This window comes from Ligilactobacillus ceti DSM 22408, from assembly GCF_000423245.1.
GTDB classification, from domain to species: Bacteria; Bacillota; Bacilli; order Lactobacillales; family Lactobacillaceae; genus Ligilactobacillus; species Ligilactobacillus ceti.
Map to the genome: position 1 here is coordinate 672235 of NZ_KE383993.1, position 17975 is coordinate 690209.

The 17975-nt window shown below is 33.1% G+C and carries 18 protein-coding genes; 4 read left to right on the plus strand and 14 right to left on the minus strand.

Going from position 1 to position 17975, the window contains the following annotated elements; all coding sequences use genetic code 11:
• Nucleotides 1-16: 16 nt before the first annotated feature.
• Entirely contained in the window at nucleotides 17-1738 is a 1722-nt protein-coding gene (ezrA, locus tag G540_RS0106115; RefSeq protein WP_051188980.1) for a septation ring formation regulator EzrA, read from the minus strand.
• A 385-nt stretch (nucleotides 1739-2123) separates the two neighbouring features.
• Here ezrA and rpsD point away from each other — a divergent pair, with 385 nt between their 5' ends.
• The 3 genes from rpsD (at nucleotide 2124) to G540_RS0106130 (ending at nucleotide 4952) form a co-directional block, all read left to right on the plus strand.
• Nucleotides 2124-2732 carry a 30S ribosomal protein S4 gene (gene rpsD, locus G540_RS0106120; protein ID WP_027107388.1) on the plus strand — a complete coding sequence of 203 codons (609 nt, stop codon included), beginning with the start codon at nucleotides 2124-2126 and terminating at the stop codon, nucleotides 2730-2732.
• A gap of 97 nt (nucleotides 2733-2829) precedes the next feature.
• Nucleotides 2830-4101 (plus strand): replication-associated recombination protein A, encoded by a 1272-nt coding sequence (locus G540_RS0106125; protein WP_027107389.1) that lies wholly within the window; start codon nucleotides 2830-2832, stop codon nucleotides 4099-4101.
• 350 nt (nucleotides 4102-4451) lie between these two features.
• Nucleotides 4452-4952, plus strand: a complete 501-nt coding sequence (locus G540_RS0106130; protein WP_027107390.1) for a universal stress protein — start codon at nucleotides 4452-4454, stop codon at nucleotides 4950-4952.
• A gap of 54 nt (nucleotides 4953-5006) precedes the next feature.
• Here G540_RS0106130 and G540_RS0106135 read toward each other — a convergent pair whose 3' ends face one another.
• From G540_RS0106135 to mreB, 13 genes are all read right to left on the minus strand, one after another.
• On the minus strand, nucleotides 5007-6113 hold the full coding sequence (locus G540_RS0106135; RefSeq protein ID WP_027107391.1) for a D-alanine--D-alanine ligase family protein: 1107 nt from the start codon (nucleotides 6111-6113) through the stop codon (nucleotides 5007-5009).
• 186 nt (nucleotides 6114-6299) lie between these two features.
• Nucleotides 6300-6464 carry a hypothetical protein gene (locus G540_RS07430; protein ID WP_155885142.1) on the minus strand — a complete coding sequence of 55 codons (165 nt, stop codon included), beginning with the start codon at nucleotides 6462-6464 and terminating at the stop codon, nucleotides 6300-6302.
• On the minus strand, nucleotides 6457-7437 hold the full coding sequence (locus G540_RS07165) for a DMT family transporter (RefSeq protein ID WP_051188981.1): 981 nt from the start codon (nucleotides 7435-7437) through the stop codon (nucleotides 6457-6459). The genes G540_RS07430 and G540_RS07165 overlap by 8 nt, the downstream gene beginning before the upstream one ends.
• Before the next feature lie 153 nt (nucleotides 7438-7590).
• Nucleotides 7591-8994: a Fe-S cluster assembly protein SufB gene (gene sufB / locus G540_RS0106150; protein ID WP_027107392.1), complete on the minus strand. Its 1404-nt coding sequence runs from the start codon at nucleotides 8992-8994 to the stop codon at nucleotides 7591-7593.
• Entirely contained in the window at nucleotides 8987-9439 is a 453-nt protein-coding gene (gene sufU, locus G540_RS0106155; protein ID WP_027107393.1) for a Fe-S cluster assembly sulfur transfer protein SufU, read from the minus strand. The genes sufB and sufU overlap by 8 nt, the downstream gene beginning before the upstream one ends.
• Nucleotides 9426-10658 carry a cysteine desulfurase gene (locus G540_RS0106160; RefSeq protein ID WP_027107394.1) on the minus strand — a complete coding sequence of 411 codons (1233 nt, stop codon included), beginning with the start codon at nucleotides 10656-10658 and terminating at the stop codon, nucleotides 9426-9428. The genes sufU and G540_RS0106160 overlap by 14 nt, the downstream gene beginning before the upstream one ends.
• A complete protein-coding gene (gene sufD / locus G540_RS0106165) occupies nucleotides 10651-11901 on the minus strand; it encodes a Fe-S cluster assembly protein SufD (protein WP_027107395.1) in 1251 nt (416 codons plus the stop codon). Before sufD ends, G540_RS0106160 begins: the two co-directional genes overlap by 8 nt.
• A gap of 27 nt (nucleotides 11902-11928) precedes the next feature.
• Complete coding sequence (gene sufC / locus G540_RS0106170) at nucleotides 11929-12696, minus strand: Fe-S cluster assembly ATPase SufC (RefSeq protein WP_027107396.1); 768 nt, start codon at nucleotides 12694-12696, stop codon at nucleotides 11929-11931.
• A 13-nt stretch (nucleotides 12697-12709) separates the two neighbouring features.
• Nucleotides 12710-13063, minus strand: coding sequence for an arsenate reductase family protein (locus G540_RS0106175; RefSeq protein ID WP_027107397.1), 354 nt, complete (start codon nucleotides 13061-13063; stop codon nucleotides 12710-12712).
• A 125-nt stretch (nucleotides 13064-13188) separates the two neighbouring features.
• Nucleotides 13189-14391 (minus strand): FtsW/RodA/SpoVE family cell cycle protein, encoded by a 1203-nt coding sequence (locus G540_RS0106180; RefSeq protein ID WP_027107398.1) that lies wholly within the window; start codon nucleotides 14389-14391, stop codon nucleotides 13189-13191.
• A gap of 93 nt (nucleotides 14392-14484) precedes the next feature.
• A complete protein-coding gene (locus tag G540_RS0106185; protein ID WP_027107399.1) occupies nucleotides 14485-14709 on the minus strand; it encodes a DUF2969 domain-containing protein in 225 nt (74 codons plus the stop codon).
• A 33-nt stretch (nucleotides 14710-14742) separates the two neighbouring features.
• Nucleotides 14743-15012, minus strand: coding sequence for a membrane protein insertion efficiency factor YidD (yidD, locus tag G540_RS0106190; RefSeq protein ID WP_035463630.1), 270 nt, complete (start codon nucleotides 15010-15012; stop codon nucleotides 14743-14745).
• Nucleotides 15012-16001, minus strand: a complete 990-nt coding sequence (gene mreB / locus G540_RS0106195; protein WP_027107401.1) for a rod shape-determining protein — start codon at nucleotides 15999-16001, stop codon at nucleotides 15012-15014. Before mreB ends, yidD begins: the two co-directional genes overlap by 1 nt.
• Before the next feature lie 325 nt (nucleotides 16002-16326).
• Between mreB and G540_RS0106200 the strand changes: the two genes are divergently transcribed.
• The gene (locus G540_RS0106200; RefSeq protein ID WP_027107402.1) at nucleotides 16327-17967 is read left to right on the plus strand and encodes a SulP family inorganic anion transporter; all 1641 of its coding nucleotides are present in this window, start codon (nucleotides 16327-16329) and stop codon (nucleotides 17965-17967) included.
• Nucleotides 17968-17975 lie beyond the last annotated feature (8 nt).

Sequence of the window (17975 nt, forward strand, 5' to 3'; positions counted from 1 at the left end):
ATATTATTTTAAATTCTTAATTCAACGGATAACGAGTTTGTTCGCGTTCTTCATAATTTTGCGCAATCCGATCAAAAGCCCCTGGTTCAACAGCATCTACAGCTTGAGAGATAGTATCTAATGCGGCCACATAATCATATTTACGATTAAATAATTCTAATGCTGTATTATATGCCTTGGCAACTTCCGGATGACGTGTCCGATAGCGATTTGAATATTGCATTAATTCTTCCGCTAAAATCGAACTATCAATAATTTCTTTTGTTTTATCACCTAAAAAATCTAAATCAGATTGGGTATTAATTAAATCTTTAGTAATTTGATCCATATCAATTTTAACATGATTTAAATCTTCTTCTAAAGTTGTAATTTCACGACTAACTTTATAGAAATAATCCATATATTCTTCAGTTAAACCGGGTAAGTTTAATTTTTCAATATCACGTTGCATCCGATGAATTTCAATATCAAAATTTTGAATACGCGCTTGAGCATCTTTTTCTTCTTGCCATAAATCAGCCACGCTATCACTAATATTTTTTTGTGTTTCTTCAATTTGTTTTAAGTTCGCAAACATTTCTTCTTGCTCTGCTTTTAAAATGCTATATACAAAAACTGCATCTTCAGTTCTTTCATGGAATTTAAGATATTGTTTTTCGATTATCTTAATTTCTTGTTCTAATTTATGTGCTTTTTCCAGTTCTTGATGAGACAAAGTATAATTTTGTTGCAAACGATCTAATTCCACAAGTAAGTTTTGTTCTTGCTTTTGAGCATGTTCGATAAACTCATTCAATTGTTTTTCATTACTTTCAACAACTTGACGAGCAACATATTCTTTTTCAACAGCATCATAAACACCATCAATATCAATAACAATTTGTTGATTTAATTCTTGTGCTTGTTCAACATCTAATGTTTTTATTTGTTCATGGTTAACTTGACACTTAGTTTCAATATCTGCAATTGTTGCTAATAAATCTTGTGTAAAACCATAATATTCAGAAGTTAATTGTTCAACCCCTGCTTTTAATTCGGCTAATTGAATTGGGAAAACAGACACTAATTTATGTTGTAATTCTGGAATGATGGTTAAAGCTACTTCCATCTGAGCCGTTTGTTCTTCCAATTGTTGCATTGGTTGTTGAGCTTTAACATAATCCCCACTTAAAGTAATTTCAACATATTGATCAAAATCATATTCTAATTGAGTTAATCGATTTTCTAATTCATCTAAAGCTGGTCCATAACTTTCGTTTTTAGCTAATAATTGTTTACGAATATCTTGATATTTATCTTTCAATTCAGCTACCACAGCTTGTTGCGCTTTTGTATCTTCAATAATTAAATCTAAACGTTGCTTAATATCAGCATACGTACTTTGAGCACCTTCTAAATCACGATTTAAAATAGATAACTCACGTTTAAAACCAAAAACTTTAAATTGTGTTAATTTTTTGTGTAAAGCTAAAATAAATTCTGAAATTTCAGGTAATTGACGATTCATTAAATAACGATAGCTTTTCTCTAATTTTTCTAATTCAGTTAAACTATCACCCGTTAAATTTAATTTATTTAAATCAGCAAATGTTCCCTCTAAACTATTTTCTAATACAGCTGTTACTTGTTTTTGTTGTTCAATTAAGACTTTTTTATATGTATGTTGAAAATACATTAAAGCTAGATAGATTCCAACGACAATTAAAATAATTGCGATAAAAAAGTAAAGCATATTCATATCTATCCCCTCTTCCTAACGTTCTATTTATGTATGTTTATTTCAGTATAAAACCGCTTTTTATTATATCATATCTATACCACTCTGACATCAATTACTACTTATAATAAAGCGGCTTTTACATTTTTATAATTTTAAACTGTTTTTTAGCGAAAAATTTACTATTTTGCTAATTTTCGCTTGAATTCACGTTGTTTTTTCGTTATACTATTTTTTGTGTAAAATAATGCAGCAGTGAACGGTAAGCACGTCAACAGTTTTTTACCAAGTTTTGGTACTACAAGTAACTTTTCGGCTGCAAAAGCGAACGGTCAAAAAAAACTGCACGAATACTAAATTCACATCGTTATTTTACTCCAAACAAAATTATTGGAGGAATTTATTTATGTCACGTTATACAGGTCCAAGTTGGAAAGTTTCTCGTCGTTTAGGCGTTTCCCTTTCCGGTACAGGTAAAGAATTAGCTCGTCGTCCATACGCACCAGGTCAACACGGTCAAAACAACCGTCGTAACCTTTCAGAATACGGTTTACAACTTCGTGAAAAACAAAAGTTACGTATGACTTATGGTTTGACAGAACGTCAATTCTCAAACTTATTCGTTAAAGCTGGTAAGATCCGCGAAGGTAAACACGGTGATAACTTCATGGTTCTTTTAGAACAACGTTTAGATAACATGGTATACCGTTTAGGTCTTGCTACAACACGTCGTCAAGCACGTCAATTAGTAAACCACGGTCACATCACAGTTGATGGCAAACGTGTTGATATCCCATCATACGAAGTAAAACCTGGCCAAGTTATTTCATTACGTGAAAAATCAAAAGATCTTAAGATTGTTAAAGAAGCTTTAGAAGCTATCGTTGGTCGCGTACCATTCGTTACTTTTGACGAAAACACAATGGAAGGTTCTCTTGTTCGTTTACCAGATCGTGAAGAACTTGATGCTAACATTGATGAAGCACTTGTTGTTGAATACTACAACAAACTTTAATCATTACCTTTCTAATTCTAAAACAGCTTTCCTATTTATTAGGAAGGCTGTTTTTTTAAACTTATAATTCAAACTTATTAAGGAGGTTAGATTTATAATGGCAAAACCTTTAGCTTATCGTATGCGCCCTACTCAAATTGATGAAGTTGTCGGCCAACAACATCTCGTGGGGCCTGGTAAAATAATTCGTAGAATGGTTGATGCTAAACTACTTTCATCAATGATTTTATATGGACCACCCGGAACTGGTAAAACTAGTATCGCTAGTGCCATTGCCGGATCCACCAAGTACGCATTTCGGACCTTAAATGCTGCAACCGACTCAAAAAAAGAGCTCGAAATCGTCGCAGCTGAAGCAAAAATGAGCGGAACAGTTATTTTATTATTAGATGAAATCCATCGTTTAACTAAACCCAAACAAGATTTTTTACTCCCTCATTTAGAAAATGGCCAAATTATTTTAATTGGAGCAACTACAGAAAATCCTTATATTGCAATTAATCCAGCGATTCGCAGTCGTGCTCAAATTTTCGAAGTGAAACCTTTAGCCGAAAATGATATTAAAGATGCTATTTTACGCGCTTTAAATGATCCAGACAAAGGTCTCGGAAAATACAACGTCGATTTAAAAACTGAAGCATTAAATTATTTAACCCATGTAACTCACGGTGATTTAAGAAGCACATTAAATAGTTTAGAATTAGCAGTGTTGTCCACCACTCCTAATTCCAATAATGTTATCGAAATTGATTTAGAAACTATTGAAAATTGCGTTCAAATGAAAGCTCTTGTGCATGATAAAAACGGTGATGCTCATTATGATGTAATTTCCGCTTTTCAAAAATCAATTCGAGGCTCAGATCCTGATGCGGCACTCCACTACATGGCTCGCCTTTTAGAAGCTGGCGATTTAATTAGTGTCAACCGTCGTTTATTGACCATTGCTTATGAAGATATCGGACTAGGTAATCCGGCCGCAGCAGCACGAACTGTGCAAGCAGTCACTGCAGCAGAAAAAATCGGTCTTCCCGAAGCGCGCATTCCTTTAGCAACAGCGGTAATTGATTTATGTTTATCACCAAAATCAAACTCGGCATATGTCGCAATTGATAGTGCTTTAGCTGACTTAAAAGATGGCAATTATGGTGATATGCCCCCTCACCTCCAAGATTCTCATTATAAAGGTGCTGAAAAACTTGGTCGTGGCGTCGGGTATCTTTATCCTCATGACTACCCCAACAGTTGGGTTAAACAACAATATTTACCTGATAAATTAAAATACACACAATACTATCACCCAAAATCAACCGGACGCTATGAACAAGCATTAAAACAACAACTTGATAAACTTAATCAAGCAAAATTATAAAAACGTTTTCTAACACCCTTGCATTATTATTTTTTTGTGCTAAGATATAGATGAAATTCTTAAGTGTACGCGTTATCTCATAAAGGTAAGGTTGACCGAACACTTTAAATTTAGTTATTTAGATACTTATTGAATGACAGGCCTATTTAATTTAGGAAGTTTGAATTTAAGTTATAAATACATTCCTGCTTATGAGCGGGTTCAACTACAGAGATGATTACCGGCATATTCGGATTTTCGGCGAACAAAGTTTTTCTTTGTTCGCTCTTTTTATTATAATGATTAAAAACTTTATTTTTATAGTTTTTTCAAGTAAAATGAAGGTAAGGAATTATGAAAGGATGATTTTTATGTTACAAAAATATCAAAATATTCTTGTACCTGTGGATGGTTCATACGAAGCTGAATTAGCCTTCAAAAAAGCTATTGCAGTTGCTCAACGGAACGGTTCTGATACAACACTTCACCTTGTTCACATTGTCGATACACGTGCTTTCCAAAACATTTCTAGTTTCGATACAGAAATGGTCGAACAAGTTACTGAAACAGCTCGTCAAACAATGGAAGGTTATGTGAAAGAAGCCAAAGAAATTGGCATGACTAACATCACTTACTCCATCGAATACGGTGCTCCTAAAGTACTAATCGCAAAAGAAATTCCTGAACAACAAAAAACAGATTTAATCGTTATTGGTGCAACTGGTTTAAACGCTGTAGAACGTTTATTAATCGGTTCTGTTACAGAATACGTAACACGTACTGCTACATGTGATGTTTTAGTTGTAAGAACAGATTTAGATAATAAATTAGCTTTAACAAAAGAACAAAAGAAAGCTGCTAAAAAAGATTAATTAAATACAAAAAAGGCTTGGATTTAAAAATCCAAGCCTTTTTAATTTATATTTTTAATCATTATCTAAAACTAAATCAAAACTTAATTTAGCGTTATAATCATATTCTTCCAATGCTAAATTAATTAACCGATCTAATGTCTCAGCATAGCTAATACCTTCTAATTCCCATAATTGTGGGTATAATGAAATATTTGTAAATCCAGGTAAAGTATTGATTTCACCTAAATAAGGTACATTATCTTCATCAATTAAAAAGTCAATTCTTGATAAACCTTTATTATCTAATACATGATAAGCAGCTACTGCCATTTCGCGAATTTCTTGTGTTAATTCACTTGGTAAATTAGCTGGTAGTTCAAAAACAACACCTGATGCATCAACGAATTTATTATTATAATCATAAAATTCGCCCTTATCTTGTACTGCAATTGCACCTAATTGTGAAGCCTTAGCATCACGATTACCAATAACAGCACATTCTACTTCACGTACATTTTTCACAGCTTGTTCAACAACAACTTTATAATCGTATTTAAAAGCATCCTCAACTGCAGCTATAAATTCTGCTTCATTTCTTGCTGGGTGAATCCCAATTGAAGATCCTTGTCGTGCTGGTTTAATAAATAAATCAGTACCTAATTCAGCAACAACTTTTTCATATGTGTAATCTGCACGATTTTCTGGTTTGATTGTAATATATTTTGTATTACGGATTCCATTATATGTTAAAAGTTGTTTTGTTAAATCTTTATCAAATGAGTTAGCAGATGCAGCAATTCCACTACCAACCCATGGCTTATCTAACAAGCGGAAAAGACCTTGAATAGTACCATCTTCACCCATATTACCATGAATAACTGGCATAAAAAGATCAACATCTTTAACTTGAGATAAGTTTTGTAAATTAGCTAATGGATTTGTAAAATCAACATCTTGCATAACTTTTTCAACGATTGTAGCTTCATCGCCACCTTCTAAAATTTCAAGTGATGCTTGATTATCTAATAAATAACCTTGTTTAGTAAACATAAATACTGAAACTTCATATTTTTGGCGATCTAACGCTTCATAAATATTCCGAGCTGAAAGTTTTGAAACATCATGTTCAGAAGAATTTCCCCCGAATAATAAAGCGACATGTAATTTTTTATTTTCCATCTTTATATCCGTCCTATCAAATTTATTAATTAAATTCGTAAACCCTATTATATAATATAATTTTCATTTTAGGTAATTTTTTCGTCAATTTATCTTGATTTTTATCAAAAAACACCCTAATTATTTTAGTCAAAATAAAAAAGATGCACCAAGTGTTATCCTTAGCACATCTTTTTTTAACACTCTTTAATTTTTAGAAAATAATTGTGTTAAACGATTTTTCAAACTAACTTTACTACCATCATCTTGTTTTTTACGTCCGCTTTTCAATAATGTATAGTTACAGTTAACGTGAACTGGTCCGTGATTTTCTGGCATTTCATTTTGATTTGAAGTTATTTCTTTATTCATTTTTTAACTCACCTTTCATTTTACGTTGGAGACTAAATTTATGTTCTGTTTTCGTTACTTGATAATTAATTTTTTGATTCATTGATTGCGTTTGTAAGGATAATGCTTGAATAAATGCTGTAGATAAAATTAAAACAGCACCTAAAATTTCGATTGGACTCATTTGTAATTGCATCCAAATCATAGCTACAAATGTCGCTGTTAATGGTTCAAACGCACTTAACATCCCTGTTGTAGCTGGTGAAATAGTTTGTAAACTCTTTAAATAAAATAGATAAGCAAACATTGTTCCGAAAATAATAATATAACCTAAACTTAATAAACTCATTGGCGTAATTTGAGGCATTGGTTGCGTAATCACAATCGGTAAAAATGTTAACCCACCTACAACCATCGCTGCTCCAGTTACTAACCTTGCATCAAATTCTTGTAATAATTTACGTGGTAACAATGTATATGATGCTTGACTAACGCCAGCCATAATTCCCCAAAACAAAGCAAGGGGCGCTAAACTTAAACTTGCTAAATTGCCATTAGTTACTAACAAGACCGTCCCGACAATGGCAATAATAATTGAAATAATATCAACTCTTCGTGGTAATTGACGTGAACGTAATGCTAAATAAATAATAATAAATAATGGTCCCATAAATTGTAAAACTGTTGCAGTGGAAGCATTTCCCCATTCAATAGCACAAAAATAAGTTAATTGTGATGGTACCATTCCTAAAAAAGTAAATGCCAACACTTGCATAATATTTTCTTTGTGCCAAAAACGTCGCCATTCTTTACGGCTAACCGCAATATAAGACCAGACTAGAATAATAAAACCCGCTACTATCAAACGAACACCAACAACCCAAAACGCGGAATATTGATATCTAGTAAATAAATATTGGGCAAAATTACCGGAAATCCCCCATAACATTGTTCCTAAAATCGCAAAAAAGATGCCTTCTTTTGAATTTTTCATTTAAATGTTTCACCTACATTCATAAACTTAATTTATTTTTCATTCTCATAATATTAAGTTAATCGGCATGAAATAGCAATCTTTTTTTGCCTCTATTTTGAAAAACACTTTTAACAACTAGCTAATAAATTTTACTTATTATTTAAAATCATTTTACCCAACAGAGCCCTCCATTTGATATTCAATCAATCGATTTAATTCCACGGCATATTCCATTGGTAATTCTTTTGTAAATGGCTCAACAAAGCCCATAACAATCATTTCAGTTGCTTTTTCTTCACTTAATCCACGACTCATCAAATAATAAAGTTGCTCTTCGGAAATTTTAGAAACTTTTGCTTCATGTTCTAAAGAAACATTTCCATTTAAAATTTCATTATATGGAATTGTATCACTAGCTGATTTATCATCCATGATAATCGTATCGCATTCAACATGTGATATCGATCCATCACTTTTACGACCAAAACGAACTTGTCCACGATAATCCACACGACCACCATCACGACAAATCGATTTTGAAACAATAGAAGATGATGTATTTTTAGCATTATGCAACATTCTGGCACCAGTATCAGAAATAATGTCTTTACCAGCGAACGCGATTGATAACATTGTACCTCGAGCACCTTCACCGTTTAAATAAACACTTGGATACTTCATTGTCATTTTAGAGCCTAGATTTCCATCTACCCATTCCATCGTAGAATTCTCTAAAGCTTGTGCACGTTTCGTTTCCAAACTATATACATTATCAGACCAGTTTTGGATGGTTGTATAGCGACAATATGAATTTTTTAAAACATTCACTTCTACTACAGCTGCATGTAAACTATCTTCAGAGTAATTCGGTGCAGTACACCCTTCTACATAATTCACACTGGCATCTTCATCCACAATAATTAAAGTTCTTTCAAATTGACCAGAATTACCTGCGTTAATTCTAAAATAACTTTGAATTGGAGTCGTAACTCGTACACCTTTTGGAACATAAATAAATGTACCACCAGACCACACCGCTGAATTTAATGCCGCCATTTTATTATCTGTTGGTGGGATTAATTTCCCAAAATATTCTTGGACTAATTCAGGATATTCTTGTACAGCTGCATCCATACTCATAAAAACAATCCCTAATTTTTTAAAATCTTCACACATATTATGATAAACAACTTCTGATTCATATTGAGCTGAAGAACCAGCTAAATATTTTCGTTCAGCTTCTGGTACTCCTAAACGTTCAAAAGTCTCTTTAATCTCTTCAGGTACGTCATCCCAATCCCGTGCCACATGGTCAGCATCTCGTCGAAAATAATTAATATTTTCATAATCTAATTGGCTTAAATCTGGTCCAAAATTAGGCATTGGTAATTCCCGATAAATCCGATAAGCTGCTAACCGAAATTCTAACATCCATTCAGGCTCATTTTTAATTTCGGAAATTTCACGCACAATATCTTCAGATAAACCTTCACCTGTTGTATAAGTTGGGGTGACATCATCTTTAAAACCATATTGATAAGCTCCCCCCAATTCATCGATAATCTGATCACTCATTTTTTTCACCTACTTTCGCTAAGACTTGTGCCAATCCTTTCCACGCTAATGTTGCACATTTAATCCGTGCAGGAAATTGTTGAACACCTGCTAGGACAACTGCATCACCTAAAAGTTCATCTTCACCGTCAGTAATTTCTTCTCCCATCACTAACTTTGAAAAAGCTTGCGCTGCTACTTGGCAGGTTTTAATATCTTTTCCAACTAATTCTTCTGCCATCATACTCGCTGAAGCTTTAGAAATTGTACACCCTTGTCCTTGAAATTTAATATCTTGTATTTTTTGATCAACAATTTTAACTTGTAATGTTATTTCATCGCCACATGTAGGATTAAACATTTCAATTTCATTTGTCTTGTTGTTTAATTCTCCATAATGTCGCGGGTGTTGCCCATGTTCTAAAATCACTTGGCGATATAAATTGTCTAATTTAGATAATGCCATTTTCAAAATACTCCTTCGTTTTTAACAAAGCTGTCACTAAACGATCCACATCTTGCTTCGTATTATAGAAATAAAAACTAACTCTTAAACTAGCTTGAATCTGTAAATACTTCATTAAAGGCTGAGCGCAGTGATGCCCTGCTCGTAATGCAATCCCTTGTAAATCAAGAACTGTCGCTGCATCATGCGCATGAATTCCTGTTAAATTAAATGAAATAATACTACTTTTATGCTTGGCTTTTTCACCATAAATTTCAATCCCCGAAATACTACTTAATTTTTCCAAAGCATAACTTGTCAATTCTTGTTCATACGTTTCAATGTTATCCATGCCTATATTTGTTAAATAAGTCAATGCTGCACCTAAGCCGATAACACCGGCAATATGTTGTGTACCAGCTTCAAAACACCATGGAATAGGTTTAAATGTTGCTTCTGTTAAACCGACTTTAGAAATCATTTCACCACCAAATTCAATAGGACGCATTTCTTTTAAATATTCCATTTTTCCATATAAAACACCAATTCCGGTTGGAGCTAGCATTTTATGTCCTGAAAAAGCTAAAAAATCAATATCTAACTTCCGCACATCCAGTTGATGATGTGGAACACTTTGAGCTCCATCCACTACTATTAAAGCGTTATTTTCATGTGCTAAACGACTTAATTCGGCAATCGGTGTTACTACACCTAAAACATTCGAAACATGTGTAATCGCAACAAGAGCAGTCTGAGAATTGATTATTTCTTTCGCTGCCATTAAATCAAGATCTCCATCTTCGTTCAACGGAATAAACTTTAAAGTAGCACCTGTTTTTTGCGCTAGTTGCTGCCATGGTATTAAATTACTATGATGCTCCAAATAAGATAAAACAATTTCATCTCCTGGATGGATTTTATCCAAAAAATAACCTTGAGCAATCCAATTTAATGCTTGTGTCGTCCCTTTAGTAAAAATAATTTCTCGTTCACTAGCACTATTAACAAAAGTACTCACTTGCTTTCGAACAGTTTCGAATTTTTCGGTTGTTTTTTCGGCAATTTGATAAATACCTCGATAAATATTCGCATTTTCTTGCATATAATATTGATTAATCGCTTCTAAAACAACTTGCGGTTTTTGCGTAGTCGCTGCATTATCTAAATAAACTAACGGTTCTTCATTCATTGTCGTTTGTAATATAGGAAAATCAGATTTTACTGTATCCACATCAATCATCTTGCATTTTCCTTTCTAACAAAGCTAACATTTGATCTTTCAAATTTTGACTAGGTAATTTAGCTAAGACTGGTCCAAAAAAACCTAATACGACTAATTTTTGTGCCACTTCTTTAGATAACCCTCGACTCATTAAATAATACATCTGATCTTCATCAACTCGCCCTACACTAGCAGCATGCCCTGCTGTCACATCATTATGATCTATTAAAAGAATCGGATTTGCATTACCTTTGGCTTGTGGTGTCAACATTAAAACCCGACTTTCTTGTTGAGCATCAGATCCAGTTGCTTTTGGAAAAACATGACCAATTCCATTAAACGTTAAAGTTGCTTTTCCAAGAATAGCTCCATGCTGCAAAATATGTCCTTGAGTGTAGCAAGCTTTATTATTAACTTTAGTATCAATTCCTTGTGTTTGTTTTCCCGTTGCCAAAGCTACAATTTGAAGATCTGCTTGAGCACCATTTTCAATTAAATCAGCTTTAAAATCAGCTAAAACATGACCATCATTCAACATAGCAGTTGACCAAGTCACAGTTGCATCTTGAGCAACTTGTGCTGTGCGATTTAAATAAGTTGTTGTTTGAGCGCCTAATTGATCACAACTTGTGAATGTCACTTTACTATTCGCTTTGGCAATTACTTCCACTACAATATTAGCCGTTGTTTTTTGTGAACCAATTGTCATTAAATTTTCTAAGTAATTCACTTCACTATTTTCATCTACTACTAACAAAACATGGGTCACATAATCTTGTTGAATAGTAGCATCCTGAATTAAATAACTAGTCAGCACATCCTGAAGATTGACATTTTTAGGAATATAAATAAATAATCCATTTTGAAAATTAGCCTGATGTTCATTTAATAATTGATGCGATTGTTGAACCAAACTTTTTTGATAATATTTACGCACTAACGCTTCATGTTCTTGCAACGCAGTTTGAAAATCACACATAATAACACCTTGCTGTGTATATTGTGAACTTAATGTATTCTGCGTTGTTTGCGAACCGAATTGTACAAATGTATTAACTGTATTCTGATCCAAATTAATTTTCGCCAATTTTGTTTGATCTGCTACATGTTGTTGCGGCTGAGTAACATGTAAATTCCAACGTTTAAATTTAACTTTTTTAATAGCTGGCATTTGTTGTGTTTCTTGCTGCTGAGCTGCTGTACGCAAATCTTGAAACCATTGTGGTTCATAATTTATTTCGTTTCTTTGATTTCCATTCATATTATGATGTACCTTTCTCTGGTTTGTTTATTTATCGGCTAAATCAATTCCTAATTTAGCTGCTAATTCAGTATATCCATTCGCTTCTAGTTCTTTTGCCAACTCTGGTCCACCTTCTGTTACAACACGACCATCCATCATAATATGCACTACATCCGGTACGATATAATTTAATAATCTTTGATAGTGCGTAATAATCAACGCTCCAAAATCATGCGGACGCATTTGATTCACACCTTTAGCCACAACTTTTAAAGCATCGATATCTAACCCTGAATCAATTTCATCTAAAATAGCAAATTTTGGTTCAATCATCATCATTTGTAATATTTCATTACGTTTCTTCTCTCCGCCGGAAAAACCTTCATTCAAATAACGATCCGCCATCGATTCTGGCATTTCTAACAACGCCATTGTTTCATCTAATTTTTTAATAAATTTACGAATACTCAAAGGTTGATCACTCGGACGTTGTGCATTAATCGCATCTTTAATAAAACTAGCATTTGTAATGCCAGGTATTTCAGAAGGATATTGCATCGCTAAAAAGATCCCTGCTCGAGCTCTTTCATCGACTTCTAATTCTAATAAATTAACCCCATCTAATAAAATTTCACCTTGCGTGACTTCATAATTAGGATTCCCCATAATAGCAGCTGATAATGTTGACTTACCAGTTCCATTAGGTCCCATAATAGCGTGGATTTCCCCACTTTTTAAGGTTAAATTGACACCTTTTAAAATTTTCTTACCTTCAATTTCCACATGTAAATCTTTAATTTCTAAACGTGACATTTTGTTCTCCTTTTTAAAGCAGTTCACTTTGATAAATGTTTTCTTTAAAACCACAAATCACTTCATTGTCATCTATTAATAAAGGTCTTTTTAATAACATGCCATCTTGTGATAATAATTGACTAATTTCGTCAATGTCCATTTCAGCCAATCGTTCTTTTAAATTTTGTTCACGATAATGTTGACCACTTGTATTGAAATAATATTTCAATGGATGTGTGCCTTTTGTTAAGATTGCTTTTATTTCGTTAGCACTCGGTGTCTGCGTCACAATATCATAATATGTATACGCAACTTCGTGTTCTTCCAACCATTTTTGTGCTTTTTTACAAGTGCTACATTTGGGATAACAATAAAATTTAAGCATTATTTCTAACTCCCTTTTTACTTACTTATATATAGTATCTCTGATTTTAACTAAATTTGCAAAAAATATATTTCACTCTCTACACGAAAGGAGCCTGGTAATTATTTTACCAAACTCCTTTCTTGTTAATGAAACTGTTCATTACTACTAAACATATAACTTTGATTATGATAACGCATCGACATTACTAACCCAATTCCGATCATATTACCAATCAACGCTGAACCACCTTGACTAATAAATGGTAACGGAATACCTGTTAATGGTAATAATCCTATACTCATCCCGATATTTTCAAAAACGTGGAATAAAATCATCATAATAACCCCAGTAGAAATATATGCATAAAACTCATTTTTTGTATCGAAAGTAACTTGAATCATTTGGAAAATCAATAATAAATAAATAAAGATCAAAATACAACCACCAATAAATCCAAAATTTTCTCCAATAACAGAAAAAATCATATCAGATTCACGAACAGGAACATAAACATTCGATACATTAAAACCTTTACCAAATAATTGTCCTGACCCAATTGCTTTCATACTTTGCCAAAGTTGATATGCACTACCAGAAGTACTTGCAGATGGATTCAACCATGATTCAACCCGTTTAAATTGATACATTTTAAAACCAATTTTTTCTAAAATCGATTGATTATACACTACTAAAATAATAGCTGTTGAGCCTAAAAAACCTACACCAGCTACAACAGGTGCGATAATCTTCCAAGTAATCCCAGAAACTAAGATTAATCCACCTAAAATAGCAAAGAACACTAACATGGTCCCAAAGTCATTTTGTAATTTTAATAACACAGCAATAGGTAAAGTCCATAAAAATAGTTTTCCTAATAACTTCCAATCAGAACGCATTGTATGTTCGTAATGTTCATTGTTATGTTCTGTAATAACACGACTCATCATTAAAATATAAGCCGGCTTCATAACCTCAGACGGTTGAAACGTCAAAGGTCCAATTGCAAACCAACTTTTTGCACCAGTTAAAGCTGCATAACTTCGACTATAAAATATCAAAACTAAAACTAATAAAGTTACACCTAAACCGTAAGCTAGTGGTGCTATTTTCCAGAGCTGTTCCGCATCAAACTGCATAATGAAGGCTACAACACCCATGCCAATCATGTACCACAAAGCTTGTACAATCATTGTACGCCCCACTCCAATTGTTTTACCATCATGCATAATCGCAACATAAATTGAAGCCATTCCAATTACTGCTAAAACCAAGACACAAAATATTATCCCGTAATCGATTCGCGAATCAGCATCCCGATTGGAGCGTCTAAATTTTTTATTATCCAAAAGTCAGCTTCTCCTTTTTCATTAGCTTTTTTTGCTTATTATAAACAATTTGCCGACTAAAGATAACTTTTAGTCGACAAATTTAGATATTTTTTAATTACTACTATGTAAATGGAATTCACGAATTAAAATTCCCATAGCTTCATTTTTAGAATTCACACGAAATTCTTCTTCACTAGGTAATTGTGCAATAAACTTACCATTTTCTTGCGCAATTGTTCCTAATACTTTGTTTTTTAAAGTTAATTCAATAACTTCTTTACCTTGAACCTTTTTAAGGTTTTCACTAATTTCAATATTTTTTTCTTTCTTTGACACTAAGTAATCCTCCTCATATTGCGACACTTACGTTTAATCTTCTTTTTTTGGATTTTTATTCCTGAAAATACTAAAATGATCAGGTACAGGATCATGTCCTCCTCTAAGGAAAGGATTACATCGGAAAATCCGGGCTATCCCCATCACCAAACCTGCTATGGGACCATGTTTTTCAATGGCTTGAATCATATAACTAGAACAAGTTGGATAATATCGACAACTTGGTGGTAATAATGGTGAAATCCCTTTTTGATAAAATTTCACTGGGTAAATCAATAATTTCTTGAAAAAATTATTAATCATTATTTCTTACCACTATTGATAATATGTTCAAGTAACATACCAGTTCCATTGGCAACATCATTTAATGGTGTTGTTGAAATAACAACAGGTACTTTCAAGTGATTTGAGAATAATTCATCAATCCCATCTAAAAGCGCCCCACCACCAGTTAAAACAATTCCGCGATCAATAATATCCGCTGCAATTTCTGGTGGAATAATTCCTAATACTTCTTTGGTAGCGACAATAATCGCTAACATTGTATCATGAACAGCTTCTTCAACTTCATCTGATGTTAAAATAATTGTTTTTGGTAAACCATCCATAATGCCACGTCCACGAACATTCATTTCTTTTTGACGATGACCTTTCAAAACAGTTCCGATTTCAATTTTAATTCTTTCAGCCGTATGTTCCCCAATGTGTAAATTATAATTTTGACGTACATAATTAATGATATCACTATTTAATTTATCACCAGCTACTTTGACAGAACTACTTGCGACGATATCGCCTAAAGACAAAATTGCAATATCACTTGTCCCACCACCAATATCAATTACCATATTGCCATGTGGTTGAAAAATATCTAAGCCTGCACCTACTGCAGCTACTTTAGGTTCTTCTTCTAAATAAACTTTACCGCCACCTGATTTTTCTGCAGCTTGACGAATTGCTTTTTGTTCAATATCTGTTGTATTTGTTGGACAACAAATTAAAATATTAGGTTTTGACATGAAACCCTTCACGTTTAATTTTTTAATAAAGTATGACAACATTTGTTCTGTCATATCAAAATCAGCAATCACACCATCTTTTAACGGACGAATTGCTCTAATATTATTGGGAGTCCGACCAACCATTTTGTACGCTTCTGAACCAACAGCTAAAACACGTTCGCTTTTTGTATCAATAGCAACGACGGATGGTTCGTTTAAAACAATGCCCTTACCTTGGACATTGATCAAAACATTCGCTGTACCTAAGTCAATCCCGATATCTTTGGCCATAATTAAGCTCCTTTTTAAATATTGTTTTTATTATCTTTTTTACTATTAAATTGAATTTTTCAATATATCCAATTTATTATAATACTTCAAGCTCTAAACTGCAAGATATCAATGTTATAAGGCTACTATTTATAATAAAAAAATTATATATTGTCACATGATTTTCAAATAATTAAAAAAATTAAATAAAAAAAATAATTTGTATCCGTTTTTATGCATTTCCTATCTTGTCGCTCTGGAAACAGAGTGATATTATTAATTCGTTATGCTTTTAAGGAAATAAAGCAATTTATAAATAAAATTCATAATAAGGAGAAAATGATTCATGAATAAATTAATACCAGAATTAGTCCTCTCGATGAAGCACTATTCTAAAGAAGCACTCGCTAAAGATGTCGTTTCTGGGATTATCGTTGCAATTATTGCACTTCCGCTCTCTATTGCCTTAGCTTTAGCCTCAGGCGTCTCCCCTGAACAAGGGTTATACACAGCTATTATTGGTGGTTTTGTAATTGCTGCAACTGGTGGTAGTAAATTCCAAATTGCAGGTCCAACTGCAGCATTTGCAACTATTGTAGCCGGCATAGTTGCTCGTAATGGGATGCAAGGTTTAGCAGTTGCTACTGTTCTAGCTGGGCTAATCCTCATTGTTATGGGGCTTTTACGTATGGGTAGTATGATTAAATATATCCCAACGACCATCACAGCTGGTTTCACCGCAGGGATTGCTGTTACCATTTTAATCGGTCAATTAAAAGACTTTTTAGGTTTAACATTTGCACATTCACCAATTGAAACAATTGATAAAATCAAAGAAGTTTGGTTTAGTTTACCGACCTGGAATCCTTTAGCTTTCTTCATTGGAATTATTGCTTTAATAATTTTAATTTTCTGGCCACGTATTAATAAAAAAATTCCAGCATCTTTAATCGCCGTGATTGTTACAGCTTCACTTGTGCATTTATTTAAATTACCAGTTAATACTATTGGCAATTTATATACTATTTCTAGTGCTCCACCCACATTCCATTTACCACATTTTTCATTTAATATTGTTTATGAAGTGTTACCAGATGCTTTTACCATTGCAATTTTAGCAGCAATTGAATCTTTATTATCTGCTGTTGTAGCTGATGAAATGACTGGTCAAGTTCATAATTCAAATATGGAATTAGTCGGTCAAGGTTTAGGTAATACTGCTTCTGCTTTATTCGGTGGTATTCCAGCAACTGGTGCTATCGCTAGAACTGCAGCTAATATTAAAAACGGTGGCCGTACTCCTGTAGCCGGCATGGTTCAATCCATTATTTTATTACTTGTTTTAGTTTTACTAATGCCTTATGCTGCTTTAATTCCAATGCCTTGTATTGCAGCAATCTTATTCCAAGTAGCTTATAATATGAGTGGTTGGAAAGCCGTTGTTAAAACTATTAAAACATCACCAAAAAGTGATATCGCCGTTTTAATCACAACCTTTTTATTAACTGTTATTTTCGATTTAGTAGTGGCAATTTTAGTCGGAATGACGCTTGCTTGTCTATTATTTATGAAACGAATGGCCGAAGTTTCGAACTTTAAAGAATGGGATTATTATATTGAAGATTCCGAAGATGAAAACGGTCGTTATATGATTGTTCCAGATCGTGTACGTGTCTATGAATTTATCGGACCTTTATTCTTTGGTGCTGCTGATAAAATTCCACATATTGATCAACAAACAAACACATCTGTAATTATCATTCGTATGAAAGGTGTTCCTGCACTGGATAGTACAGCTTTAAATGGCCTTTCTTTATTCATTCAAGAATGTCATCATCTTGGAATTTCAGTTATTTTCTCTCATGTTAATGAACAACCATTCTCTGTCTTTAAAAAAGCGGGTATGTTAGATTTAATCGGTGAAGACTCTTTCCAACCAAATATTGAAGCTGCATTACAATACGCTAATCAAATCAAAAACAAATAAAAAAAAGC

Coding starts and splice junctions, on each gene's coding strand:
- ezrA (WP_051188980.1), bottom strand. CDS start 1,738: ATGAATATGCTTTACTTTTTTATCGCAATTATTTTAATTGTCGTTGGA.
- rpsD (WP_027107388.1), top strand. CDS start 2,124: ATGTCACGTTATACAGGTCCAAGTTGGAAAGTTTCTCGTCGTTTAGGC.
- G540_RS0106125 (WP_027107389.1), top strand. CDS start 2,830: ATGGCAAAACCTTTAGCTTATCGTATGCGCCCTACTCAAATTGATGAA.
- G540_RS0106130 (WP_027107390.1), top strand. CDS start 4,452: ATGTTACAAAAATATCAAAATATTCTTGTACCTGTGGATGGTTCATAC.
- G540_RS0106135 (WP_027107391.1), bottom strand. CDS start 6,113: ATGGAAAATAAAAAATTACATGTCGCTTTATTATTCGGGGGAAATTCT.
- G540_RS07430 (WP_155885142.1), bottom strand. CDS start 6,464: ATGAATAAAGAAATAACTTCAAATCAAAATGAAATGCCAGAAAATCAC.
- G540_RS07165 (WP_051188981.1), bottom strand. CDS start 7,437: ATGAAAAATTCAAAAGAAGGCATCTTTTTTGCGATTTTAGGAACAATG.
- sufB (WP_027107392.1), bottom strand. CDS start 8,994: ATGAGTGATCAGATTATCGATGAATTGGGGGGAGCTTATCAATATGGT.
- sufU (WP_027107393.1), bottom strand. CDS start 9,439: ATGGCATTATCTAAATTAGACAATTTATATCGCCAAGTGATTTTAGAA.
- G540_RS0106160 (WP_027107394.1), bottom strand. CDS start 10,658: ATGATTGATGTGGATACAGTAAAATCTGATTTTCCTATATTACAAACG.
- sufD (WP_027107395.1), bottom strand. CDS start 11,901: ATGAATGGAAATCAAAGAAACGAAATAAATTATGAACCACAATGGTTT.
- sufC (WP_027107396.1), bottom strand. CDS start 12,696: ATGTCACGTTTAGAAATTAAAGATTTACATGTGGAAATTGAAGGTAAG.
- G540_RS0106175 (WP_027107397.1), bottom strand. CDS start 13,063: ATGCTTAAATTTTATTGTTATCCCAAATGTAGCACTTGTAAAAAAGCA.
- yidD (WP_035463630.1), bottom strand. CDS start 15,012: ATGATTAATAATTTTTTCAAGAAATTATTGATTTACCCAGTGAAATTT.
- mreB (WP_027107401.1), bottom strand. CDS start 16,001: ATGGCCAAAGATATCGGGATTGACTTAGGTACAGCGAATGTTTTGATC.
- G540_RS0106200 (WP_027107402.1), top strand. CDS start 16,327: ATGAATAAATTAATACCAGAATTAGTCCTCTCGATGAAGCACTATTCT.